Source organism: Flavobacterium sp. C3NV (genome assembly GCF_046825355.2).
Taxonomy (GTDB): domain Bacteria; phylum Bacteroidota; class Bacteroidia; order Flavobacteriales; family Flavobacteriaceae; genus Flavobacterium.
This window is the reverse complement of record NZ_JBKQBJ020000016.1, coordinates 120530-144529: the sequence shown is the minus strand read 5'-3', so window position 1 is coordinate 144529 and position 24000 is coordinate 120530. Positions and strand designations below refer to the sequence as shown.

Genomic DNA, 24000 nt, shown 5'->3' with positions numbered 1-24000 from the left:
ATCATGCTAAAAAACTGGATCAACATATTTATTTATCATATCAAAAACAATAAGGTTTTTACAGCCCTGAATGTTTTGGGATTGAGTATTGGAATTGCAGGTTTAATTTTTGCGATTTTATATTGGAACGACGAACATTCTTATGATCAATGGAATCCCAATAAAGACAATATATTTTTAGTAGCCAATCAAATGGATGCGACTACCTATTGGGCTTCAAGTTCAGCACCAATAGGATCTGCTATAAAAGACGCAAGCCCTGAAGTCGAATCTTACTGTTATCTAAGCGGTTACTATAGCAATGATATTATTCGCTTTAATAATAAAAAAGTGCAATCGGATAAAATAATTGAGGCTCAAGAAAACTTCTTTGATTACTTCCCTTATCAATTTATTGAAGGAAGTGCAAAAAATGCATTACCAGATGTAAACAGCATTTGTTTGTCGCAGGATTTGGCGATTCAGATTTTCGGAAACCAACCTGCCGTGGGCAAACAAATTGTGCTGCAGGGTAAAAACCTAATAGTAAGAGGTGTTTATAAACTGGATAAAAAATCAGTTTATAATCCTTCGTGCGTAGTTAATTTTTTAGATGCAAGAATAAAACAAACGATTCAGCAATGGGGTAATTTTCAATTTGTTCTGTTGTTAAAATTAAAGAACCCTAATGGACAGCAACGAGTGATTCAAAATCTTCAAAAATTATATTTTGACAACATGACCGCCCTTTTTGCAAAAGATCAGGGTATTTCACCTGAAGAGTTTATTAAGAAATATGGCCAGGTAAAACCGGGGTTAGAGTCATTATCCTCTATACGATTACATACTAAAACCAGTGGCGTGATAGAAGCAAACGGCAATCTTCAATTTTTGCTAATCATGGTAGGATTATCTGTTTTAATTCTAATTCTATCTATTGTAAACTATGTTAACTCAGCTACAGCAAATGCGATAAAGAGAGCGAAAGAAGTTGGAGTGCGTAAAATTATCGGAGCTTCAAAATCAGCTATAATCAAGCAATTTATTTTTGAAACCGCTATCATTTCGTTATTTTCAATTTTGATATCGCTTGTTATTGTTGAGCTTTCTCTGCCTTATTATAATGCTTTTTTAGAAAAAACGCTCGTATTGCAAAGTGGTCAGTTCTATTTGCAGCTTGTGGCTATATTTATTTTGACTGTTATTCTTGCCGGAATATTTCCTGCAGTGTATGTTTCTAATTTTGAAGCACTAAAAGTATTAAAAGGAAATTTTGGAAGAAGCAAAAGCGGTGTCTGGCTTAGAAACGGAATGCTGATTTTTCAATTTGCTATTGCGGCTTTCTTTATTGTTGGATCTTATATTGTGTATGAGCAAATAGAGCTTATGAACTCCAAAGACCTTGGGTTTAGCGGAAAACAAATCCTTAATATCTCCTACAGAAATATCTACGGCGACGGAATAACTGATAAAGACCGTTTTGAACGATATAGTATTATTCAAAACCAATTGAAGCACATAAAAGGAGTACAACTAGTTGCAGGAGGTGGTTTTGTTTTTGGAAGTGGGGCAAAATCTGTAATATCATATCATTATAAAGACAGAAATATTGACGGAAATAATGTACCAATAGATTTTGGACTGCTGGAAATGATGAAAATAAAAATCGTAAAAGGGCGTTATTTGAGTCCTAAATTTGCGCAGGATACTGTTGCTTCAATGTTAATTAATGAAACGGCCTTAAAACTATTAAATGAAAAAAATCCGATAGGAAAAAAATTGCACTGGAACGGACAAGATGCCATTATTGTTGGGATTGTAAAAGATTTTAATATAGGAAATCCGGGAGATCCAATTCCTCCAATGTCTTTTTTCCATTTTAAAACCGTACCCTGGTTTTCAGGAATTTTAAACAATATTTATATTACGGCAGATCCTGAAACCATGCAGCAAACCATAGCTGATATAGAAAATCTCTGGACAAAAAAAGTAGATACAGAATATCCGTTTTTATATGATTTCGTAGACAAAGAATATAAAAAGTCTTATAGCAGTTATGTAAAGCAAAAGAATCTTTTCTCTTTATTGAATGTTGTTGTTATCGTAATTGCCCTTTTCGGGTTATTTGCTCTCGCTTCATATTCTATCGAAAGACGTATGAAAGAAATCGCCATTCGAAAAACACTAGGTGCGGAAACAAATGTTTTATTAAAAGAACTTTGTAAACAATATGTGATCTTTAGTATCATAGGATTTTTAATAGCTTTATTTCCAGTCTATTATTTATTGAATAAATGGTTAGAGAATTTTGCTTACAGAATTACTATTTCTGTTTATCCGTTTATAATTGGCTTTACTGCTTTATTGTTCTTAACGTTATTAGTGGTGCTTACAAGAGCTTATCAGGCAACGAAAATTGATATTTTGAAATACCTGAAATACGAATAAGATATAAAAATAAAACCTCCAAAAAACGAATAATTTTGGAGGTTTTATTTTTAATGAAAGATTTAAAATTAACCGTGAGCAGCTACAGAAACATCAGCCCATTCTTCCCAAGTGGCCAATTTTTGTTGGTAAACTTGTTTTGCAAGTGGCAATGCTACTTTTCCTAAAAATAGGCGTAAAGGAGGATTTTCTGCTTCAACCAGTTTAACAATCGCAGTTGCAGTAGCGCTTGCTTGTCCAAAAGTGTCAGGATCATGTCCTTCTGCTATTGCTTTTTTAAGTCCGTCATAAGCATCAATACTTTTACTATTGAAACCGTTACCCCAGATGTCTGTAAAATAACCATTTGGTTCAACCAAAGTTACATTGATTCCAAATTGTTTTACTTCCTGAGCTAAAGTCTCTGTAAGACCTTCTACAGCAAATTTAGAAGCATTATAAAGACCTAAATTAGGCAAAGTTGCAATTCCTAAAATAGAAGAAACTTGTATAATATGTCCGCTTTTTTGATCTCTCATTATAGGTAAAACTGCTTGGGTCAACCAAAGAGTACCAAAAAAGTTAGTTTCAAATTGAGCTCTTGCTTCAGTTTCGCTAGCTTCTTCAACAGCTCCGTTTAGCGCATAACCTGCGTTATTGATCAGGATATCGATTGTACCAAAATGTTGTTTTACTTTTTCTACCAATGCAAACGAATCTTCACGTTTGTTTACGTCCAATGTTAGAGGCAAAATAGCGTCTCCGTATTGTGCTTTTAAGTCGGCGAGGGTATCAATATTTCGTGCTGTTGCAGCTACCTTGTATCCTTTTGCTAAAAATGCTTCTGCCCAGATTTTTCCAAATCCTTTTGATGCTCCTGAAATTAAAATTGTTTTTGACATGATCTTAAATTATTAATTGTTGATTATAAATTGATTATTGTTTATTTCTTTTTTTATAAAAATGACTGATCGGTCATTTTTTTGGTAAAAAAAAATTAGAGTGTGTTTTCCTCTATAATTTTTTTTAATGTTTTAGCGATAACTTTCATTTTATCATTGTTACCCGCCATTCTCGAAATGAGATGACCGCCTTCCATCATGGCTAACATAACGATGGCAAACTCTTCAGCATTCCACTCCGGGTTAAACTCTCCGTTGGCAATTCCTTTGCTGACACTATTGGTCAATAATTGCTGATTAGCGTTACAGCCTTTATTTATTTTCTCTTTTACAATAGGGTTAGTGTCATCAGCCTCGGTACCAAAATTCAGTAACGGACAACCACCGGTAAGCGGAGGATTTACAGCATTACTGAAAAAATCGATATAAGTAAAAAGTTCTTCTTTGGCAGTTTTACTTTTACTAATTTCAGATACCAGTTTATCACCCAGTACTTTCATATTATGATCTACCGCGGCGCAGGCCAGTACATCTTTATTTTCAAAGTGAACGTACATGCTTCCTTTAGACAATTTGGTAGCCTCCATAATATCACTCATAGAAGTAGCGGCAATTCCTTTTGTATTAAAAATTGGTGCTGCTTTTTCTATAATGAATTGTCTGGTTTCTTCTCCCTTTGTCATGATAGTTTTCATTTTACGAGTACAAATATATGACCGATTGGTCATATCTGCAAATCTTTTTCCTTTTTTGTGATAAGTTTCACATTTAGACTTGGCTTGTTGGTTGCCATAAAGGCGCTAAGGCACAAAGTTTTTTTTCATTTCACGCAGATTTCGCAGATTGAAGCAGATTCAAGCTGATTTAAAAAGATTTTTAAATTAATCAAATTAAAAAAAATGATAATTTGCAGTATCTGCTTCAATCTGCGAAATCTGCGTGAAACTAAAAACAAACAATTTCAATCAAATATTTTTATTTATGTATTTAACTACGTAGTTTTGTAAAATAAATTTTCAAAAACATGAAACCACAAATTATTCCCATAGAAAATAAATTCTCAAATGAGGTAGTAGATTTAATTTTAAACATTCAGCAAAAAGAATTTAACGTTGCTATTACTATTGAGGATCAGCCGGATTTATTAAATATTCAAAACTTCTATTACGCCAGCGGAGGACATTTCTGGGGCGCTTTTATCAATGATGAATTGGTGGGAACGATTGCTTTGGTAAAATTTAATGATACTCAGGCCGCCATTAGAAAAATGTTTGTAAAGAAAGAATTCCGCGGAAAAGAGTTTTCGATTGCTCAGAAATTATTAGACACTTTACTCGATTATTGCAACGAAAATCAAATTGATGATTTATATTTGGGAACCATAACAGTATTAGAAGCTGCTTTGCGTTTTTATGAAAGGAATCATTTCATACGAATCGAAAAAGAATCGCTTCCGGACACTTTTCCTGTTATGAGTGCCGACAATGTATTTTGTCATTTAAAACTAAAAAAGTAACGATGAATATAATTGATGAATCAGGGATTTTAGCCATTTCGACACGATTGCAAAGACTTAGCGAGCAGTTGCGAAAAGACGGTGCTTTATTTTACAAATCATACGGAATCGACTTTGAACCCAAATGGTTTCCTGTCGTGTATACTTTGCATCATAAGGAGGTTTTGAGTGTCGTAGAAATTGCAAACGAAATAGGCTATACACATCCTTCGACCATTAGTTTATTAAAAGAACTCGAAAAACAAAAACTAATCCGTTCCAAAAAAGACAAAGTCGACGAACGAAAAAGATTGATATCACTTACCCCAAAAGGACAGGAATTGATCCTGAAAATGAAACCCGTTTGGGATGTAATGTCAAGCGTACTTAAAGAAATTGCCGACAATCAAAACAATCTCCTTCAGGCCATCAACGAAGCCGAAAATAAATTAATGCATCAGAGTTTTTTACAAAGAGCGTTGCAGTTGAAAAGCAATGGAGAAAGCGACTAAGGTTCTAAGTTGCTAAGATTCTAAGTTTTTTTCTATTGTCACCCTGAGCGAAGTCGAAGGGCTTCCCAATTGGAATTTGGAATTTATTTTTTGGAATTTCAATTTAGATTTATTTTTCAACTTTATTTTTAATGTGTTTCCTATGTGCTATTCCCCAATTGATCATTTCGGTTATAATTGGACCAAACGATTGGCAATAAGGAGTTGACTCATAAAGAATAGCCACTTTTGCATCACGATCTTCGGTTCTTTTTACGAGATTGTTCAGTTCCATATCCTTCAGTTCTTTCGAAAGCATTCTTGACGTGATCCCCGGAATACTTTGCTGAATTTCCTTAAATCGATGGTTTCCGTTACAGATAGAATTGATGATCGGCAATTTCCATTTCCCTCCCAAAACATATATAGTATCCTGAAGCGCCTGAACTTCTTCTTTCTGATTTCTTTCCATAAAATTTTTTAGACTAATATATAAAAACATTCTTTTTCACCATATAAGTGATATAATAAATTATAAGAGAATCGTGGATTGTTTTTAAACCATATAAGGAATGTAAGAAAATATAAGAAAGCGTGAATTAGAATGTTTTGAACGATATAAATGCTATAAGAAATTATAAGCACTTACTTTTTTAACCTTCCAAATTTAAATGAACTTATATAACTTATATGGTGGAAAAAACATAAAAAAAACATAGCTAGGTATACTCCATGATACCACTGAAAAAGCAATATGTTTTCCCCTTTAAATTTGTACCATTAATTTAAAAACATAAAAAAATGGACAATTTAAAAAATAAAGTTGCCGTAATTACAGGCGGAAACAGCGGTATCGGTTACGCAACAGCCAAACAATTAAAAGAACAAGGTGCAACTGTAATCATTACCGGAAGAAGAAAAGAAGCAATCGAAAAAGCTGCTTCAGATTTGGGAGTAACAGCTATTGTTGCCGATCAATCCAGTATTGCAGACATCGAAAATCTGGCCTTGAAAGTAAAAGAAGATTTCGGACAAGTGGATATTTTATTCATAAACGCAGGAATTACCAATAAAGGAATAATTGAAGAAGCAACCGAAGCTTTATTTGACAGTATCATGAATATCAATTTTAAAGGTGCTTATTTCACCTTAAGTAAATTTATCCCAATTTTGAAAAATGGCGCCTCAGTAGTATTTCTTTCTTCAAATACAGCAAATATGAGTTATGCCGGAACTTCAATATATTCTTCCAGTAAAACGGCTCTAAATTCAGTTATGAAAATTGCAGCTTTAGAATTGGCTCCGCGAAAAATTAGAGTAAATTCTGTTAGTCCTGGTCCGACAGAAACAGAAATAATGAAAAAAATGGGTCTGGATGAAGAAACAGTAATAACAATGATGGATGCCATTGTAGACAACATTCCCCTAAAACAAATGGGAACCTCAGAAGACGTTGCCAAAATGGTTGCTTACCTGAGCAGCGACGCAGCAAAATTCATTACCGGAGCCGATTTTATTATGGACGGCGGGATGGTTTTAGCTTAAGATTTTTTATGAGGGACAAAGGAACAAAGGGACAGAGGGGCAAAGGTTAAAAAGTTTTTTTCTATTGTCATCCGGAGCGAAGTCGAAAGGCTTCCCAATTGAAATTTAGAATTTATTTTTTGAAATTTAAAATTTTAGTTACTTTTTTGGTTTCATTTTACAATTTGAAACAAACGAAAAGCCTGATTACTAGATTTATAATTCCCGTAAACTTAATTTTATCATAATAATTTTTACGGGATATCGATAAAAATGATTTTTCAATAAATAGTAATCTAAATTTTTTAATTTATGAAAAAGGCTTTTCTAATAATTGTACTTTGTATTAGTTCAATTTTTTTCTCATGCAAGAAAGATAAAAATAAGGATCAGGCAACTTCAGAGAAAGCTCAATCAGCTGCTTCCGATTCAATTACCGATGATGGCTGGCCACGCGAAGCATCAAACAATGGTACAAAGCTGGTTTATTATCAGCCACAGGTTGATGATTGGAAAGATTATAAAGAAATTACGGCAAGACTGGCTTTTGCGTTGACTCCAAAAGACGGTAAAGAAGTCCTGGGTGTAGCGTCTCTAAAAGCGGAAACATTAGTAGACAAAGATAACCGCAACGTATTTTTTAAGAATGTTCAGGTAACCGATGTACGATTTCCAGCTCTCGATGAAAAAAAAGTTCCGGAAATGGAAAAGCTTTTCAAAGAAACATTGCCCAAAGGCGGTGATCCTATTTCGGTAGATCGCATTCTGGCAGATTTAAACCAGACCAAAAGCCCTTCAAAAGGAATTGCAGGCAAAAACGATCCGCCTGCCATTTTTTACAGTACAAATCCGGCAGTTTTGCTTATTGTACAAGGAGAGCCCGTTTTAGTGCCGGTAGAAAAAACAGATATTCAATATGTAGTCAATACCAACTGGGATTTGTTTTTTGACAAAACCACAAAAGACTATTATTTGCTGGCCGATAGTGTATGGGTTACTTCGAAAACACTAGACGGAAAATGGGTAAAAACCACTCAACTGCCTTCCGGTTTAAGCAATCTTCCGTCAGGTCAAAATTTTGATGATGTCAAAAAAGTGATTCCGCCGCCATCAGGAGGTACCGCTCCACAAATTTTCTACAGCAACAAACCGGCTGAGTTAATTGCTATAAACGGAACCCCAAAATTTATTAAAATAGACGGAACCAAACTTTTATACATCGACAATACCGAAAATGATATTTTTGCCAACGAAGGCGATGGACAATATTATGTTTTGTTATCCGGAAGATGGTTTAAATCTGCAGCATTAACAGGGCCGTGGACATATGGCGGAAATAACCTGCCGGCTGATTTTGCCAAAATCCCTAAAGATTCCCCAAGAGCAAATGTATTAGCATCTGTACCGGGAACTCAGGAAGCCAAAGATGCCGTAATGCTGGCTCAGGTTCCTACAACAGCCATTATAAACAAAGCCGATGCCGAAGCAAAAGCCAAAGTTACCTACGACGGAACGCCTCAGTTTAAACCTATCGAAGGTACCAAAATGCAATATGCAAGCAACACGCAGGATAAAGTCATAAAAGTGGGTGATTTGTATTATTTGTGTTTTCAGGCAGTTTGGTTCATGTCGACAAGCCCTAACGGACCCTGGAAAACAGCAGATTCTGTTCCTAAAGAAATTTATACCATTCCGCCAAGTTCTCCCGTATATAATGTAACCTACGTTACACAAACAACAACAGATACAACAGTATCAAGCAGTACAACGGCCGGTTATTTTGGCGCCTTTATTATTGGCGCAACTGTAGGTGCGATATTAACTTATGGTACAGGATTTTACTATCCGCCATACGTATATTATGGAGGTTTATACCCAATTTATCGTCCGTGGCCGTATACTTACGGAGGCGGAGCAGTCTACAACCCATGGACAGGCGGCTGGGCTGCCGGAAGAAGCGTTTACGGACCTTACGGTGCTGCCGGAACATCAGCATGGTACAATCCTGCAACAGGAAGATACGGACGTTCTGCAAGTGTACAAGGCTGGTACGGAGGTCGTACAGCAGCAAGTTCTTATAATCCCTGGACAGGAAATTATGCCAGAACCAATCAGGGCCATAATGCCTATGCACAATGGGGACATTCTGCAGCTACAAATGGCCGTCAGTGGGTACAATCCGGACACGTGACAACAAGACGCGGTACAGCAATTGGTTACGAAACTTCGGGAGGTCAAAAAGGCGTAATTACACATCATAGAGGAGGAGGGACAACCATTCATACCAACAATAATTTGTATGCCGGACACGACGGACATGTCTATAAAAAAGACGCTAACGGAAACTGGAGTCACTATAACAATGGCAACGGAGGCTGGACACAAGCCGGTAAACTTGGTTCATCAAAAAATCCGGGTTCAGCTATCGAACGCAATAAACCCAACCAGACAATTGGCGGAGCAACGCGTGCCGGCGATAGAATTCAAAACAATAATTTGCCTAAACCAAGCCAAAATATTGGTGGTGAAAATCGTTTAGGTGACGGAATCCAGCATGATAATTTCCCAAAAGCCAATCAAACGCTTGGCCAACGAGATAAACCACTCGGAGAAGCCGGTCGTCCTGAAATTACAAATGATCTAGATCGTTCAGCATTCTCCAGAGATCGAGGAGAATCCCAAACCCGTAATTTTCAAAACTTCCAAAGAGAAGGAAACCGTTTAGGCGGTGGAAATTTTAGAGGCGGCGGCGGATTTAGAGGTAGAAGATAAGTTCACTAAAAGCTACTATTAAAAAATCAGGAACGATATTGACAATATTGTTTCCTGATTTTTTATTTACGACAAAAAGATAATCATCTTTTAAAAGTATAGCCCCTAAATTGGAATTTGGATTTTATCACCAAGTTTAGGGATTGGAATTTAATTTTTATTAGGAGCTATTTCCTGCTGTCCTTCCAAATCTTTTGTGCCGAACCCCGGCACAAAAGGATTTTCCCTCCCATCAGGGCTAGGCATCAGTTTTCATCAGAAATATATACGCCGCTGAACCTTTTCGAGATTATTATACCATACGAGGAGACGCACTGCTGTGCGCCTCTACGATTCCTGTTGAGCCTTAAATAAAAACTCAGAACCTTAGCATCTTAGAACCTTAGCACCTTTAAAGAAATCCTTTGTCCCTTTGAACCTCTGCACCTTTGAACCTTAAAAAAGAAAATCCTTTGTACCTTTGTCACTCAGAACCTTTGCCACTCTTTTATGGAATCCAAAGAAATCCTTCAACAACACATTGCCAAAACCGCTTCGTTGACAGACGATCAATTCGATTATTTCTATTCGCATTTTAAACCGTTATCATTCAAAAAAGGACAAACTATTATTAGTGCCGGAGAAAAAGTCGATTGCGAGTATTTTGTAATTTCAGGTTGCCTGAAAGCTTTTTTCATCAATGACGAAATCAAAATGTACATTCTGCAATTCGCCATGCCCACCTGGTGGACATCAGATTATAGCGCTTTATACAATCAAACCCCCGCAACTATAAATGTAGATTGCATCTCCGATGTCGAATTGCTTTGCCTTTCCAACAGCGACCGCGAAAAATTGTGTGCTGAATTTCATCAAATCGAACACTTTTTCCGCTGGAGAACCAACAAAGGCTATATCGCATCACAAAAGCGACTTTTATCTTTTATGAACAACAATGTCAAAACCCGCTACGAAGAACTTCTGGCATTATATCCACAACTTTATAATTTAGTTCCCAAACATTTAATTGCCGCCTATCTGGGAGTTTCAAGAGAAACCTTAAGCAGATTATATAACTCATAAAGTTTTTTTAACCACAGATTACAAGGATTTTGTTTCACGTAGATTTAAAAATATTTTAAGCAGATTTAGGCAGATTTTTGCTTTTTCATTTAGTTTGTTATCGTGAGGAAAGAAGGATCACATTAGAAACTCCTCAAGCAAAATCGCAATCTTTGTCGAGCTACTCGCGTGTCCTTCGACTTCGCTCAGGATGACAAAAATGAGAATCAAAAATCAACATAAAAAACATCCGCGTCCATCCGCTTAAATCTTTTTAAATCTGCGTGAAACAAAAAACTTTGCGCCTCTGCTCCCGATAACCATCGGGATTGCGCGATTAAAAAAAACAAGCATTGGTTTAATAATTATCTGCCTTTATCCGCCCAAATCTTTTTAATCATCGCGAAACAAAACCTTTGCCCCTCTGAACCTTTGCCTCTTTGCACCTCAAAAAAAAAGATTGTGATCTACATCACGTAACCAATTTCCATACCCGTCGTTCCTTTGTACTGTACTTTTAAATACAATAAAAATGGAAACAACAAATTTTAATATCGTAAGCGCAAACAGCAACATCGATTGGACTGGTAGAAAAGTTACCGGTGCACATAATGGTACAATTGGTATCAAAGAAGGTCATTTTATTTTGAATGACGGAAAAATAAATGGTGGAAATATTGTGATCAATACCGCCTCAATAAAAATTCTGGACGTTACAGATCCGGATACAAATGCACAATTTGCAGGACATCTGGCTTCGGATGATTTTTTCTCTATCGAAAAATTTCCAACTGCAAGATTTGAGATTCTTTCTGTAAAAGAAATTTCAAACGGAAAGTATTATCTTGAAGGTAATCTTACGATAAAAGACATCACACACCTTACAGGTTTTGAAACCGAAGTAGAAAGTACTAACAATACACTTTCACTTGCAGGTAAATTGGTTATTGATCGTACGAAATACGATATCAGATTCCGTTCAGGAAACTTCTTCAAAGATTTGGGCGATACATTAATCTACAACGACTTTGATTTAGATTTTACTATCATAGCCGAAGTATCTAAAAACTAAGACCATGCCTTACGTAAAAATCGAATTGACCCGCGAAGGTGTTACCCGCGAGCAAAAACAGGAACTAATAAGCGGAATCACTAATCTGATTACCGATGTATTGAACAAAGATCCGCATTTGACCCACGTTGTCATTCAGGAAATCGAACTCGACGATTGGGGTTACGCTGGAGATCAGGTATCTGTATTAAGAGAAAAAGGCATAACAGCCGATAAAAAATAAATATCATGAAAAAACAAACGATAATCGTTACCGGAGCAGCTTCGGGAATCGGAAAAGGAATCGCCAAATACTTTTTGGACAGAGGCGATAATGTTGTCATCAATTCGTTAACACCATCGGCGTTAGAAAGTGCTTACAACGAATTTGGAGCAGGAGACAATCTGGCAATGTTTGCCGGAGATGTGAGCAAAAAACAAACCGGAGAAGAATTGGTAAAAATTGCTTTAGAAAAATTTGGTTCTGTAGATGTATTGGTAAACAATGCCGGAATCTTCGACAGTAAACCATTCTTAGAAGTTGATGAAGCTTATCTGGATAAATTTTTGACCACCAACCTAAAGGGAACTTATTTTACTACACAATCTGTTATTCCGCAAATGCTGAAACAACAAGATGGAGTTGTAATCAACATAGGAACTCCTTTGGTCAACCACGGATTGGGCGGATGGCCGGCTTCGGCTCCCGTATCAAGCAAAGGCGCTATTCATGCTTTGACGATTCAGTTAGCAGCAGAATTTGGTAAACAAAACATTCGTTTCAATACTGTTGCGCCGGGTGTTATTCGCACGCCAATGCACGGAGACAAATCAGATCAAAGTGCCGGACTGCATCTTTTGAACCGAGTAGGAGAAGTCGATGACGTGGCCGAAATGGTCTATACTGTTGCCAAAAGCAGTTTTATTACTGGTTCAATTATCAATGTTGATGGCGGTAAAGGTGCAGGACACAACTTATAATTACATGAAAACTATTTTATTAATTGCTTTTATGTTCTGCACTTTGCAGGGCATAAAAGCTCAAAATAACATTAAAATGGAAAATCAGGCCGACGTGTCAGCGATTACTGATGCATTAGAAAATTATTATTTTAAAGGAATTTACGAAGGAGACGAAAGACGTTTGGGAAGTATCTTTCATGAAAGCGCTTTACTTTTTGGAGATATAAAAGGACAGCCTTATTTTAAAACGGTAGATCTTTATTTAAGTGGCGTACAAAACAGACAAAGTCCTAAAGATTCAGGAAAACCTTTCAAAGGAGAAATTTTGAAGATTAATGTAGTAAATTCAATTGCTACAGCCGAAATTAATGTTAAAATGTACGACTTTAATTATCGGGATTTTTTATCTTTCCATAAGATTAACGGAAAATGGCTTATCGTCAATAAAATGTTGACCGATACAAGCGAATAACTCTAAACAAGATAGCAATGTGGTACAATACAAAAGCTACAGCATTATTAGGGATTGATTATCCTATAATGCAGGGACCATTTGGCGGAAATTTATCAACCGTAGCGTTAACTGCTGCGGTATCAAACGCCGGCGGACTTGGCGGATATGGAGCTTATACAATGTCACCTCAGGAAATTTTTGAGGCCGACAAACAATTAAAAGCAGCAACCAATAAACCGTACAATATCAATCTATGGGTTTCTGATCATGATATTCCGCAATCTGGTTTATCAGATGAACAATATGATAAAACGGCAGCATTATTCAAACCTTATTTTGATGAAGTTGGTATTCCGTTACCGGAAAAACCTGCTCCGTTTCAATCCCGATTTGAAAATCAGTTAGAGGTAATTTTAGATATAAAACCAAAAGTATTCAGTTTTATGTTTGGAGCACTTTCGGCCGATGTTTTGGAGCAATGTAAAAGATCAGGGATCGTAACCGTTGGGGCTGCAACGACTTTAGACGAAGCTATTTTTCTAGAAAGTACCGGTGTAGATATGATTATTGCCTCAGGTTTTGAAGCGGGAGGACACCGACCTTCGTTTTTGGCTTCCGCCGAATCATCACTAACAGGAACTTTTGTATTACTACAACTCATTCGCGAAAAAGTAAAAACGCCAATAATTGCTGCCGGAGGAATTGCCAACGGAAAAGGCGTCGCTGCAGCTTTAGCTTTAGGAGCAAGTGCGGCGCAGATAGGAACTGCATTTCTGGCCTGTGACGAATCGAACGCATTACCCATTCATAGAGAAATGTTATTTTCTGATGCAGCAAAATACACGACTTTATCCCGTGCGTACACAGGACGGTTAGGCCGCGGATTAACCAGCAGAATTGCCAAAGAGATTTCAGGTAAAGAACAAGATGTGCTGCCGTTTCCTTTGCAGACGACTCTAATATCACCCTTACGAAAAGCAGCACTCGATCAGCAAAAATGGGATATGATTTTATTTTGGGGCGGACAAATAGCACCAATTTTAAAACATACCAAAGCGAAAGAACTGATGCATTCGCTTATAGAAGAAACGAACGCTTATTTTAATGATTTAAAGGGATAATCAAATTCAAAATACAAATGGACAAAGCCTGATTTTAGAGATTAGGCTTTTTTTATGCGTTATTGTTTTTTTAAACACATAGAGACATAGATTTGGAATGCGTAAAAAAGGGCATTTCACTTTTAATAGTATCGCATAGTTTCCCAAAAATACGCAGACTAACTTTGAATATATACATTTATAAGAGTTTTAAACAGTTGGTTTAAAACCTGACAAAGGATTAGGAGTTTTAGTTTTCCAGATAATGACCGCAATCTTGTCATTTCGACGCGAGGAAAAATCCTCGCAAGAAACTCGCCAAAGATTGATGACATAGTAAAACAGAAAATCTATGTGTTTAAATGATTTACATAATGCAATAAATCCCATAGGTCTTTAACGCATGTGGGATTTAGAAATGCTATAAACACAAACTTGTCAGACATAGCCCGTGGTTTCAACCACGGGGTACAATATGATCACGCCTCGTACGGGCTATGTTGGAAGTCTTTAAAGCCAGCGGGATTTAGAAATGATGTAAACACAAAGTTGCCAGAGATAGCCCGTGGTTTCAACCACGGGGTACAATATAATCACGCCTCGTATGGTGTTCCCGTGGTTGAAACCACGGGCTATGTTTGAACAAAGAAATTAAATTAGGTTACAATTTTGTCGTTTCTGAAATGACAAAATAAACAAAAATAACCTTATGAAACCTAAAGCCCTAGCCCCGATAGAAGTGGAAATCCTTTTGTGTCCGCCGCGGCGGACACAAAAGATTGGAACGGATAGAGGGATTAGCTCCTAAAAAACATCATAGAATTCAATTTGATAATATCACCTTAAAACCTTCAACTTCCTCAATGTCCGTTTCGGGTTCGACTTCGTCCGTTTAGACTATTTACTGATTTTAAATCGCTTGTTATCGAGATACTTTTGACAAAGAAATTAATCACAATAACAAAATTTATAATCAAAATGGAAACAATTAAAACAAACAAACGCAGCTTCCTAAACGCCATTGCTACAGGAACATTTATGCTGATTGCGGCAACAAGCTTTGGACAAAAAAAGCAAACTAAAGTAGATTCAGAAGCAATTCGTCCGTATCATATTAGTATTTCGAAAGAGGCCTTGACGGATCTTCGCACTCGTGTAAACGCTACAAGATGGCCGGATAAAGAAACGGTTACAGACCAATCACAAGGTGTTAAATTACAGCAAATTCAAAATTTGGTAAAATATTGGGGAACTACTTATGATTGGCGCAAAACAGAAGCTAAATTGAATCGATTGCCTCAATTTGTCACCAATATCGACGGATTAGACATTCAGTTTATTCACATCAAATCAAAACATAAAAATGCATTGCCATTAGTGATTACGCATGGTTGGCCGGGATCTTTCTTTGAACTTTTGAAAGTAATTGAACCTTTAACAGATCCTACCGCTTACGGAGGAAAAGCCGAAGACGCTTTTGATCTTGTAATTCCGTCAATGCCGGGTTATGGTTTTTCTGAAAAACCAACAGGAACAGGTTGGGAACCGGAAAAAATAGGTAATGCTTGGGATATTTTAATGAAACGTTTGGGTTATAAAACTTATGTATCGCAAGGAGGAGATTGGGGTTCTGTAATTGCTGATGCCATGGCACGCCAGGCTCCAGAAGGATTATTGGGGATTCACGTAAATATGCCTGCAACAGTTCCTGCAGATATTGCGAAAGCTTTAAAAGATGGAGATCCCGCTCCTGAAGCATTATCGGTTAAAGAAAAAGCAGCTTTTGTATCTCTTAATAAATTATATACCAGAGGCGGCGGATATGCGGGAATGATGGTAACAAGACCTCAGACTTTAGGCTACGGACTTACAGATTCTCCTGTTGGATTGGCTTCTTTTTTTCTGGATAAATTCAACGAATGGACCTATAGTGGAGGAAATGCTGAAAAATCACTTACGAAAGATGAAATGCTGGATGATATCACTTTGTATTGGTTGACAAACACAGCAAACTCATCGGCACAATTGTATTGGGAAAATAATACCAACAACTTTAATGTGGTTGAACAAAAAACAAACGATATAAAAATTCCGGTTGCTGTAACTGTTTTTCCGGGAGAAATCTATCAGGCGCCTAAAAGCTGGACAGAGAAAAGTTATAAAAATCTGATTTACTTTAATGAAGTATCAAAAGGAGGTCATTTTGCTTCTTGGGAAGAACCACAACTTTTTACAGAAGAACTTCGCGCAGCATTTAAATCTTTGAGAAAATAAATAATAGTAGAATATACCTAACAGGTTTCGGGACTTTGACAAAGAGTTAGATAGAATTATTGAGATTAAAATAATTTTGTTTCACACAGATTTGACAGATTGGAGCAGATTTAAATTTTTAGTAATATTAATCTGCGGTTATCCGCTTAAATCTTTTTAAATCTGCGTGAAATAATATATAACACATAATCAAAAACAAACAAAATGAAAACAAATAAAATATATGCAATTATGATCGTAGGTCTTATTGCACTATTGACCCCATCGAATGCTCATGCACAACAAAGCGGCATAAAAAGAACCGATTTACAAAAACACGATCTAAGCATTCCGGGAAAAGAAACGGTTCAGGCCCGAATTGATTTTGATGCTCATACTTCGTTTGGCAAACACGCACATCCGGGAGAAGAAATTATTTATGTGATAGAAGGTTCGCTGGAATATCAAATTGAAGATGAAACGCCTGTAACCTTAAAAGCAGGAGAAGTGCTTTTTATTCCGGCAGGAAAGTTTCACTCGGCAAAAAATCATACCAATGCCAAAGCTTCTGAGTTAGCCACTTATATCGTCGAGAAAGGCAAACCAATTTTAGTGATGAAAAAATAAAAATCTCAGGTTTAGGTTTGTCCGTTTCAGGTTTTACTTCGTCCGTTTCAACTATTTTCTGATTGTACAAGAATGGTTATCAGAATACTTTTGACGAAGAAATTAACTCATAATCAAAATATTAAAAACAATAATCATGAAAACAATACACAATAACAAAAGCAGTTTCGCTAAAAGAATAGCTTCTAAAATACTTGTAATAGCAGCTTTGTTTTTTACAATGACATTTGTAAATGCGCAATCAGAGAAACAAACAACGGCAAGTTCTCTTGGAACCTTAAAACAAATTAATGCCGGATTATTGAACGTAGGGTATACTGAAGCAGGACCTTCAAACGGAACTCCGGTAATTTTGCTTCACGGATGGCCTTACGACATTCAAAGTTATAATGAAGTGGTGCCTATTTTAGTTGCAAAAGGATACAGAGTTCTTACACCTTATTTAAGAGGATCAGGAACAACGACTTTTCTTTCTAAAGATACTTTTAGAAACGGACAGCAGGCGGCTTTGGCAAGCGATATTATAGCTTTTATGGATGCTTTAAAAATTGATAAAGCGACTATTGGTGGATTCGATTGGGGAGCAAGAACAGCGGTCGTGATGGCAGCACTTTGGCCGGAGCGCCTAAACGGATTGGTCTCTGTAAGTGGCTACCTTGTTGTAAATCTGGAAGCGAATTTAAAACCGTTACCTCCTCAAGCCGAATTAGGATGGTGGTACCAATATTATTTTGCCACTGAAAGAGGGAAACTCGGCTACAGCCAAAATACTTATGAGTTTAATAAACTGATCTGGAAAATAGCTTCTCCGTTATGGAATTTCGATAAAGCAACTTACGATCAAACCGCTCAGTCTTTTAATAATCCGGATCACGTAGCAATTGTAATTCACAATTACAGATGGAGACAGTCTCTTGAAAAAGGAGAATCTAAATACGATAGTTTGGAAAATAAATTGGCCACAAGACCAGCAATTAAAGTTCCGACAATCACAATAGGAAGCGATTTCGACGGTGCTAACATAGACGGAAAAGCTTATGCCAATAAATTCACCGGTAAGTACGAACACAGAATCCTAAAAGGAATTGGACATAACGTTCCGCAAGAAGATCCAAAAGCATTTGCTCAGGCGATTATTGATGTGGCAAAGTAAAGTTATTTAACCGCAAAAAGTTTAACCGCAAAGAGCGCAAGGATTTACGCAAAGCTCGCTAAGGTTTATTTTTAAAGTAATGTTTAACCGCAAAGAGCGCAAGGATTTACGCAAAGCTCGCTAAGGTTTATTTTAAAGTAATGTTTAACCGCAAAGAGAGCAAGGATCTACGCAAGGTTCGCTAGGTTTATTTTTGAAGTACTTAAAATTATTTATAATAAAGAACACAAAGCTTTGCGCTCTTAGCGTTTTTATAAGCTCCTTAAAATTAAAAAACTTTGCGCGCTTTGCGGTTAAACTTACGACAGAGAACACAAAGTTAAACAAAGCTTTGCGGTTAAATCATAAAGCATTCAATTTAAAATTTCAAATAATCTAAAATCATAAGTCTAAAATCTAAAATTAATTAACATGGGAACAAAAGTATTATACACAGGAAAAACACACACAACAGGCGGTCGTGAAGGAGCATCTCAAAGTTCAGATGATCAATTGAATATTAAACTAAGTTCGCCAGGAACATCACGTCCGGGAACAAATCCGGAGCAGCTATTTGCCGCGGGATGGTCGGCTTGTTTTATTGGGGCAATGGGAATCGCAGCTTCAAAATTAGGAATTAAACTTCCGGTAGCAACTGCTGTAGATGCTGAAGTAGATTTATGCGTTACAGAGGGAGAATATTCTTTGCAAACGCGTCTTAATGTGAGCCTTCCTGGAATTGAACCTGAAGTCGCAAAAGAACTTACAGCAATGGCGCATCAAACCTGTCCATATTCTAAAGCGACAAGAGGAAACATTGATGTGACAATTAATATTATATAATCAATCAAACGAAAACCTCTTCTTCCGGAGAGGTTTTTTATTAGTAATCTTTAAAACAGAAATCATGAAAAAAATAAAATCAATACGCGTTTTTATTACTTTGATGCTTCTTATTGCAATGACTTCTTCTGCACAAAATGCTACAGATAAAAAAGAGCAGAAAGGTTTTGCCCTTTTAGAATTATTTACATCAGAAGGTTGCTCGAGTTGTCCTCCGGCGGATGAATTGCTGGGCAAAATTCAGAACGAGTACAAAGACAGCAATTTATATGTTCTTGCTTATCACGTTGACTATTGGGACAAACAAGGCTGGAAAGATATTTTTAGCAATCCTGATTATACCCAAAGGCAATACGAATATGCTAAATTTCTCGGGAAAGAACCCATCTACACGCCACAACTAATCATAAACGGAAAAGCAGATTATATTGGTTCGCAGGAAACGGTTGTGAGAAACGGCATTAAAACAGCATTGTATAAGCCCGCAGTTGCTGATTTGACATTAAAAGCAAGTGAAATTAACAATACTCTTTCTGTCAATTATACAGTTGAGGGAACATCAAAAAACAGTCGGTTATTGATTGCCATTGTTCAAAAATCTGCCAAAAGCAATGTAAAAAGAGGGGAGAATGCCCATCGTATTTTATCGCATTATCAAATCGTGCATCATTTGCATACCGTAAATCTTAACAAAGACAGATCCGGAATTGCTATTATTCATTTGCCTAAAGATTTTAATACAAAAGACTGGGAAGTAATAGGTTTTGTACAGGACAGAAACGACGGAATCATTTTGGGTGCCAATAAAGCAGCTTGTCAGGAGCCTTTATTATAAAGAAGAATAAAATCGCTAAATATGATTTTAGTTTTAATTAATTGATTTTTAGTAATTTAGTATGTGGAATTAACCATTTAAAAATAAAAATATGAAAGTAACGTATTACGGCCATTCTTGCTTTTCGGTGGAAGTAGGAGGCAAAAACTTGTTGTTTGATCCTTTTATTTCAGGAAACGAATTGGCAAAAGATATTGATATAAGCGCAATTAAGGCGGATTATATTTTTGTTTCTCACGGACATTTTGATCATATGCTCGATGTTGAAGTTATTGCAAATCGGACTGGAGCAACTGTATTTGGCAGTTGGGAGTTGTATCATTATTTCGGCAAACTCGGACTTAAAAATCTACAGCCAATAAACCCGGGTGGTAAAGGAACGTTTGAATTTGGAACCGTAAAAGCTTTTATCGCACAGCATTCAAGTAGTTTTCCTGACGGTGCCTACGCAGGATCTGCCAGCGGATTTGCCTTTAAAACATCCGAAGGTAATTTTTATTACAGCGGCGACACAGCACTTACGTTAGATATGAGCCTTGTTGCGAAATGGGTAGATTTAGATTTTGCAGTTTTTCCCGTGGGAGATCTATTGACAATGGGAATCGACGATGCTATTGAAGCGGCAGAATTGGTAAAAACCAAAAAAGTAATTGGAGTTCATTATGATACTTTCGGATTCATAAAAATGGATAAAAACAGCGCAATCGATGAATTTAAAACTGCAGGTTTGAGTTTGTATTTGCCTGATATTGGCGAAACCATAAATGTGTAAAGGTTTTAGGTAATATTTTAAAATAGTGCCATATTCAATATCTCACCCCTCTGGGGTTTAATCAAACAGCGTATAAATTTTTCTATAAATATAACGTCCCGCTGGGACTTCATTATTCATTCTTTTTTTATAGCTCCAGCGGAGCGCCATGTTTATAGAAGATCGATACATAATCATTGTTAAAGCTCCGGCGGAGCGTTATATTTATAGAAAATAAAAGCATTTACAGTATATAAAAGCTCCATCGGAGCGACATACTTGATTTGGATTTTAAAAACCAGCCGGGAGATTTCTTCCGGTTTTGTTTTTTACAAAGCAGATTTAATTTCGCGCAAAGACGCCAAGTCGCCAAGTTTAGCCTTTTTGCTTATTTTTCTTTGCGCCTTGGCTCCCGATAGCTATCGGGATTGCGCGATTATTTTAGAGAAACAATTCAAGAATATCTTTGCTTCGAAAAAAACATAAAACTAGTTCATATAAGTGCATGTCCAATTCAGGTTTTAAGTTGTCCGGTTGACCTTTTTTTGACTTCTTATTTCAAGGGTTACAATATAAATTTGTTTAAAAATAAAACACTTTTTAACTCTTAAATACTATCATAATGAAACCAATATTCTCTTTTTTAGCCGCAGCTTTTTTCTTTTTTTCTGTTGAATCTCATGCTCAAAAATATTCTAGTAATAGTTTAGATAAGGCTATATATTTTAAAAATAATCAAATGTTTGAAGAATTTATATTTAATAAATATATCACGAATGGGAATGACAGTATTTCAATGCTAAATAAATTTTCAAAAGATCTCCGTTCGGAATTACACAGTCAAAAGTGGAACACGGTTTTAAACGAAAACAATCGTACTTCTGCCACTAATCTGGCGATGATTAAAGTGACTGATAAAGACAAAATAAATCTCTTTGGAAATCCTTTGATGGGATTTATGGAGAAAAAATTAGTTTTTGATGAACCGGCTTTATTTAGCGATACAATATTGGTTTACAGTTTTTAAGGTTTGCTAATATGCACATTTATAATTTTGATTTACGATCCTTTCAAGGGATTAGAATCCGTTATTAGTAGTGATAACCGTCATTTTTGTCATTCCGAGGAACAGGACACGAGCGATAGCGAACTGGCGAAGCAATCTGCAATAGAAGCACGATAAAGATTGCACTTTCGATGCGAAGTTATATTGCGAAATTACGTTCGAAGTTTCCTCATTCCCCAGAATGGTAAAAATGCGCAGAGGAACTTTAAACTTAAATCTTTAATAAATAAAATTACTAATTTAACTAAATTAAAATCAGATATTTTTAATGTTTTATATAAAGTGTTTAATTAATATAAATTAATAGAAAAAAGCATAGATTTCTAAATAATCAGGACACTATTTTTCGATATAAAATACTTCTAAAATATATTATCTTTGAAAAGCAAGATTAAAAAAATAAACACAAAATATGGAAAAAGTAAAACGCTTTGAGGTTTCCCATAAAGTCATTTGGGGAAGTTCTATAGCACTCGCAATTCTTGCTTCGATACCCAAATTATTTGATGGCGATTCGACACCCGGAGACATTATTATAAACTCTTCGATTACGTTGCTGTTTTCTGTTTTTATATGGTATTATAACATGTATAGCTTGCCTAAATTTTCTTCGCAGCGCAGCCATCAAAGTTTATTCAACTGGAAACTTTTACTCAGTGTTGTCATGGGGATTGTGGTCATGGTGATTTTGGTAATCGGACATCAGGAACTTTTTCAAATATCAAAAATGGACGCTCCAATTATGTTCGAATTACGAGGCGTTTTAATCAATTTGATTGTCTATATGTTCTTGCATTTGCTTTTTCAAAATTATCAAACCCAGCAAATGGGCGTAGAACTCGAACGCACCAAAGCCGTAAATCTGGGCGCACAATACGAACTATTAAAACAACAGGTCAATCCGCATTTTTTGTTTAATAGTTTAAATACTTTAAAATCGATGGTGGATATTCAGGATCCTCAGAGTTCTGATTTTATTCTGAAATTATCAGATTTTTATCGTTTTACACTTGAAAGCAGGAAACTGGATTTGATTCCCTTACGAGAAGAACTTCAGATTCTGGATTCTTACGTTTATCTCTTAAAAGCCCGTTTTGAGGACGGATTTGTTCTGGAAAACGAAGTCGATCAAAGACAATATGATTCGGCTGTTCCGCCTTTTACGCTGCAATTATTAATCGAAAACTGCATCAAACACAACGTGGTTTCATTAGATAAACCTTTACACATTAAATTATATACCGAAGGAGATTTCCTGGTGATCGAAAATCAGATTCAGCTCAAAAGAGGCGTATTGTCTACCGGAGTTGGATTGGACAATATTAATCAGCGCTTTTCGCATTTGATTCACAGAGAAATTGAAATCGATAAAAACGAAACTATTTTTAAAGTAAAAATACCAATGACCTATGACTATCATAATAATTGAAGATGAAGTAAAAACGGCCAAAGCACTTGGTCAGCTTATATTGAGTATCAGGCCAGATGCTCAAATTTTGTCGTATATACAAAGCATAGACGGTGCTGTGAGTTATTTGTTAGAGAATGATCAGCCTGATCTTATTTTTATGGATATTCAACTGGCCGATGGTTTATGTTTTGAAATTTTTAAAAATGTCGAAGTTTTATCTCCCGTAATTTTCTGTACCGCTTTTGATGATTACGCAATTGAAGCTTTCAAATCAAACGGAATAGATTATGTATTGAAGCCATTCTCAAGAGAAAGCATCGCTCAGGCGATTAAGAAAGCAGGAGAGTTGAAGAATTTCTTTCAAAGAAATAAAAAAGCAATGCCTGATTTCGAGTATTTACTAACCAGAACAGGCGAGAATAAAGGGAAAAGCAGTTTTTTGGTTTTTAAGAATAATAAATACCAAACTATTCTAACAGAGAATATTGCGTTTTTTTATATTAAAAATGAAACGCCAACGATTATGACTTTCGATAAGGCCGAATACCAAATAACACAATCTCTTGATGAAGTGCATAAACTTTTATCGCCAACGCAATTCTTTAGAACAAACAGGCAATATTTGGTCAATTTTTCAGCCATTAGAGAAGCAGAACATTATTTTTCACGTAAGTTAATCCTCAAATTAACCATCCCAACAGAAGAAAAATTACTGGTTGGTAAAGACAAAGCCACTGCATTTTTGAGTTGGTTAGAGAATAGATAGTTTATTATTTAATATGCCACAGATTAAAAATCAAACTGATTTCAAAGAAAAAATCATTTTAATCTGTGTAATCTGTGGCATAAAAAAATCACTGATTATAAAAATAATAATCAGTGA

General features: G+C 36.1%; 23 protein-coding genes. 20 read left to right on the top strand and 3 right to left on the bottom strand.

Annotated elements, in window-relative coordinates; translation table 11 throughout:
- Positions 1–3: 3 nt before the first annotated feature.
- Entirely contained in the window at positions 4–2427 is a 2424-nt protein-coding gene (locus ACIDC4_RS20180) for an ABC transporter permease (protein ID WP_412044281.1), read from the top strand.
- A gap of 68 nt (positions 2428–2495) precedes the next feature.
- Here ACIDC4_RS20180 and ACIDC4_RS20175 read toward each other — a convergent pair whose 3' ends face one another.
- Both ACIDC4_RS20175 and ACIDC4_RS20170 read right to left on the bottom strand, forming a co-directional pair.
- On the bottom strand, positions 2496–3308 hold the full coding sequence (locus ACIDC4_RS20175) for an SDR family NAD(P)-dependent oxidoreductase (protein WP_412044280.1): 813 nt from the start codon (positions 3306–3308) through the stop codon (positions 2496–2498).
- 95 nt (positions 3309–3403) lie between these two features.
- A complete protein-coding gene (locus tag ACIDC4_RS20170) occupies positions 3404–3991 on the bottom strand; it encodes a TetR/AcrR family transcriptional regulator (RefSeq protein WP_412044279.1) in 588 nt (195 codons plus the stop codon).
- Positions 3992–4332: 341 nt separating this feature from the next.
- Here ACIDC4_RS20170 and ACIDC4_RS20165 point away from each other — a divergent pair, with 341 nt between their 5' ends.
- Complete coding sequence (locus ACIDC4_RS20165; protein ID WP_412044278.1) at positions 4333–4824, top strand: GNAT family N-acetyltransferase; 492 nt, start codon at positions 4333–4335, stop codon at positions 4822–4824.
- A gap of 2 nt (positions 4825–4826) precedes the next feature.
- The gene (locus tag ACIDC4_RS20160) at positions 4827–5315 is read left to right on the top strand and encodes a MarR family winged helix-turn-helix transcriptional regulator (protein WP_412044277.1); all 489 of its coding nucleotides are present in this window, start codon (positions 4827–4829) and stop codon (positions 5313–5315) included.
- 109 nt (positions 5316–5424) lie between these two features.
- On the opposite strand, the gene ACIDC4_RS20155 is transcribed toward ACIDC4_RS20160, so the two are convergent.
- Positions 5425–5766 (bottom strand): winged helix-turn-helix transcriptional regulator, encoded by a 342-nt coding sequence (locus ACIDC4_RS20155; protein ID WP_412044276.1) that lies wholly within the window; start codon positions 5764–5766, stop codon positions 5425–5427.
- A gap of 329 nt (positions 5767–6095) precedes the next feature.
- Between ACIDC4_RS20155 and ACIDC4_RS20150 the strand changes: the two genes are divergently transcribed.
- The 17 genes from ACIDC4_RS20150 to ACIDC4_RS20070 all read left to right on the top strand — a co-directional run bounded on the left by ACIDC4_RS20150 (position 6096) and on the right by ACIDC4_RS20070 (position 23883).
- Positions 6096–6839, top strand: a complete 744-nt coding sequence (locus ACIDC4_RS20150) for an SDR family oxidoreductase (RefSeq protein WP_412044275.1) — start codon at positions 6096–6098, stop codon at positions 6837–6839.
- Between the two features lie 291 nt (positions 6840–7130).
- Positions 7131–9590: a hypothetical protein gene (locus ACIDC4_RS20145; RefSeq protein ID WP_412044274.1), complete on the top strand. Its 2460-nt coding sequence runs from the start codon at positions 7131–7133 to the stop codon at positions 9588–9590.
- 489 nt (positions 9591–10079) lie between these two features.
- On the top strand, positions 10080–10652 hold the full coding sequence (locus tag ACIDC4_RS20140; protein WP_412044273.1) for a Crp/Fnr family transcriptional regulator: 573 nt from the start codon (positions 10080–10082) through the stop codon (positions 10650–10652).
- Positions 10653–11163: 511 nt separating this feature from the next.
- A complete protein-coding gene (locus ACIDC4_RS20135; protein ID WP_412044272.1) occupies positions 11164–11703 on the top strand; it encodes a YceI family protein in 540 nt (179 codons plus the stop codon).
- Positions 11704–11707: 4 nt separating this feature from the next.
- Positions 11708–11926 (top strand): tautomerase family protein, encoded by a 219-nt coding sequence (locus tag ACIDC4_RS20130; protein ID WP_055095205.1) that lies wholly within the window; start codon positions 11708–11710, stop codon positions 11924–11926.
- A gap of 5 nt (positions 11927–11931) precedes the next feature.
- Positions 11932–12663 carry an SDR family NAD(P)-dependent oxidoreductase gene (locus tag ACIDC4_RS20125; RefSeq protein WP_412044271.1) on the top strand — a complete coding sequence of 244 codons (732 nt, stop codon included), beginning with the start codon at positions 11932–11934 and terminating at the stop codon, positions 12661–12663.
- Between the two features lie 4 nt (positions 12664–12667).
- The gene (locus ACIDC4_RS20120; protein WP_412044270.1) at positions 12668–13117 is read left to right on the top strand and encodes a nuclear transport factor 2 family protein; all 450 of its coding nucleotides are present in this window, start codon (positions 12668–12670) and stop codon (positions 13115–13117) included.
- Between the two features lie 17 nt (positions 13118–13134).
- Positions 13135–14220 carry an NAD(P)H-dependent flavin oxidoreductase gene (locus ACIDC4_RS20115; protein ID WP_412044269.1) on the top strand — a complete coding sequence of 362 codons (1086 nt, stop codon included), beginning with the start codon at positions 13135–13137 and terminating at the stop codon, positions 14218–14220.
- A gap of 957 nt (positions 14221–15177) precedes the next feature.
- Complete coding sequence (locus ACIDC4_RS20110) at positions 15178–16473, top strand: epoxide hydrolase family protein (protein WP_412044268.1); 1296 nt, start codon at positions 15178–15180, stop codon at positions 16471–16473.
- A 204-nt stretch (positions 16474–16677) separates the two neighbouring features.
- Positions 16678–17079 carry a cupin domain-containing protein gene (locus ACIDC4_RS20105; protein WP_412044267.1) on the top strand — a complete coding sequence of 134 codons (402 nt, stop codon included), beginning with the start codon at positions 16678–16680 and terminating at the stop codon, positions 17077–17079.
- A 136-nt stretch (positions 17080–17215) separates the two neighbouring features.
- Positions 17216–18232: an alpha/beta fold hydrolase gene (locus ACIDC4_RS20100; RefSeq protein WP_412044266.1), complete on the top strand. Its 1017-nt coding sequence runs from the start codon at positions 17216–17218 to the stop codon at positions 18230–18232.
- Between the two features lie 411 nt (positions 18233–18643).
- A complete protein-coding gene (locus tag ACIDC4_RS20095; RefSeq protein ID WP_412044265.1) occupies positions 18644–19054 on the top strand; it encodes an organic hydroperoxide resistance protein in 411 nt (136 codons plus the stop codon).
- Between the two features lie 64 nt (positions 19055–19118).
- On the top strand, positions 19119–19889 hold the full coding sequence (locus ACIDC4_RS20090; protein WP_412044264.1) for a DUF1223 domain-containing protein: 771 nt from the start codon (positions 19119–19121) through the stop codon (positions 19887–19889).
- A 91-nt stretch (positions 19890–19980) separates the two neighbouring features.
- Positions 19981–20661, top strand: a complete 681-nt coding sequence (locus ACIDC4_RS20085) for a metal-dependent hydrolase (protein WP_412044263.1) — start codon at positions 19981–19983, stop codon at positions 20659–20661.
- Between the two features lie 601 nt (positions 20662–21262).
- A complete protein-coding gene (locus ACIDC4_RS20080) occupies positions 21263–21667 on the top strand; it encodes a hypothetical protein (protein ID WP_412044262.1) in 405 nt (134 codons plus the stop codon).
- A gap of 451 nt (positions 21668–22118) precedes the next feature.
- Positions 22119–23135 (top strand): sensor histidine kinase, encoded by a 1017-nt coding sequence (locus ACIDC4_RS20075; protein ID WP_412044261.1) that lies wholly within the window; start codon positions 22119–22121, stop codon positions 23133–23135.
- On the top strand, positions 23116–23883 hold the full coding sequence (locus ACIDC4_RS20070) for a LytR/AlgR family response regulator transcription factor (protein ID WP_230039088.1): 768 nt from the start codon (positions 23116–23118) through the stop codon (positions 23881–23883). Before ACIDC4_RS20075 ends, ACIDC4_RS20070 begins: the two co-directional genes overlap by 20 nt.
- Positions 23884–24000 lie beyond the last annotated feature (117 nt).

What these genes read in the sequence shown, in the direction of transcription:
- ACIDC4_RS20120 (WP_412044270.1), top strand. Translation starts at nt 12,668, where the DNA reads ATGAAAACTATTTTATTAATTGCTTTTATGTTCTGCACTTTGCAGGGC.
- ACIDC4_RS20090 (WP_412044264.1), top strand. Translation starts at nt 19,119, where the DNA reads ATGAAAAAAATAAAATCAATACGCGTTTTTATTACTTTGATGCTTCTT.
- ACIDC4_RS20155 (WP_412044276.1), bottom strand. Translation starts at nt 5,766, where the DNA reads ATGGAAAGAAATCAGAAAGAAGAAGTTCAGGCGCTTCAGGATACTATA.
- ACIDC4_RS20095 (WP_412044265.1), top strand. Translation starts at nt 18,644, where the DNA reads ATGGGAACAAAAGTATTATACACAGGAAAAACACACACAACAGGCGGT.
- ACIDC4_RS20075 (WP_412044261.1), top strand. Translation starts at nt 22,119, where the DNA reads ATGGAAAAAGTAAAACGCTTTGAGGTTTCCCATAAAGTCATTTGGGGA.
- ACIDC4_RS20125 (WP_412044271.1), top strand. Translation starts at nt 11,932, where the DNA reads ATGAAAAAACAAACGATAATCGTTACCGGAGCAGCTTCGGGAATCGGA.
- ACIDC4_RS20175 (WP_412044280.1), bottom strand. Translation starts at nt 3,308, where the DNA reads ATGTCAAAAACAATTTTAATTTCAGGAGCATCAAAAGGATTTGGAAAA.
- ACIDC4_RS20180 (WP_412044281.1), top strand. Translation starts at nt 4, where the DNA reads ATGCTAAAAAACTGGATCAACATATTTATTTATCATATCAAAAACAAT.
- ACIDC4_RS20145 (WP_412044274.1), top strand. Translation starts at nt 7,131, where the DNA reads ATGAAAAAGGCTTTTCTAATAATTGTACTTTGTATTAGTTCAATTTTT.
- ACIDC4_RS20100 (WP_412044266.1), top strand. Translation starts at nt 17,216, where the DNA reads ATGAAAACAATACACAATAACAAAAGCAGTTTCGCTAAAAGAATAGCT.
- ACIDC4_RS20165 (WP_412044278.1), top strand. Translation starts at nt 4,333, where the DNA reads ATGAAACCACAAATTATTCCCATAGAAAATAAATTCTCAAATGAGGTA.
- ACIDC4_RS20130 (WP_055095205.1), top strand. Translation starts at nt 11,708, where the DNA reads ATGCCTTACGTAAAAATCGAATTGACCCGCGAAGGTGTTACCCGCGAG.
- ACIDC4_RS20135 (WP_412044272.1), top strand. Translation starts at nt 11,164, where the DNA reads ATGGAAACAACAAATTTTAATATCGTAAGCGCAAACAGCAACATCGAT.
- ACIDC4_RS20110 (WP_412044268.1), top strand. Translation starts at nt 15,178, where the DNA reads ATGGAAACAATTAAAACAAACAAACGCAGCTTCCTAAACGCCATTGCT.
- ACIDC4_RS20105 (WP_412044267.1), top strand. Translation starts at nt 16,678, where the DNA reads ATGAAAACAAATAAAATATATGCAATTATGATCGTAGGTCTTATTGCA.
- ACIDC4_RS20150 (WP_412044275.1), top strand. Translation starts at nt 6,096, where the DNA reads ATGGACAATTTAAAAAATAAAGTTGCCGTAATTACAGGCGGAAACAGC.
- ACIDC4_RS20070 (WP_230039088.1), top strand. Translation starts at nt 23,116, where the DNA reads ATGACTATCATAATAATTGAAGATGAAGTAAAAACGGCCAAAGCACTT.
- ACIDC4_RS20085 (WP_412044263.1), top strand. Translation starts at nt 19,981, where the DNA reads ATGAAAGTAACGTATTACGGCCATTCTTGCTTTTCGGTGGAAGTAGGA.
- ACIDC4_RS20170 (WP_412044279.1), bottom strand. Translation starts at nt 3,991, where the DNA reads ATGACAAAGGGAGAAGAAACCAGACAATTCATTATAGAAAAAGCAGCA.
- ACIDC4_RS20140 (WP_412044273.1), top strand. Translation starts at nt 10,080, where the DNA reads ATGGAATCCAAAGAAATCCTTCAACAACACATTGCCAAAACCGCTTCG.
- ACIDC4_RS20160 (WP_412044277.1), top strand. Translation starts at nt 4,827, where the DNA reads ATGAATATAATTGATGAATCAGGGATTTTAGCCATTTCGACACGATTG.
- ACIDC4_RS20080 (WP_412044262.1), top strand. Translation starts at nt 21,263, where the DNA reads ATGAAACCAATATTCTCTTTTTTAGCCGCAGCTTTTTTCTTTTTTTCT.
- ACIDC4_RS20115 (WP_412044269.1), top strand. Translation starts at nt 13,135, where the DNA reads ATGTGGTACAATACAAAAGCTACAGCATTATTAGGGATTGATTATCCT.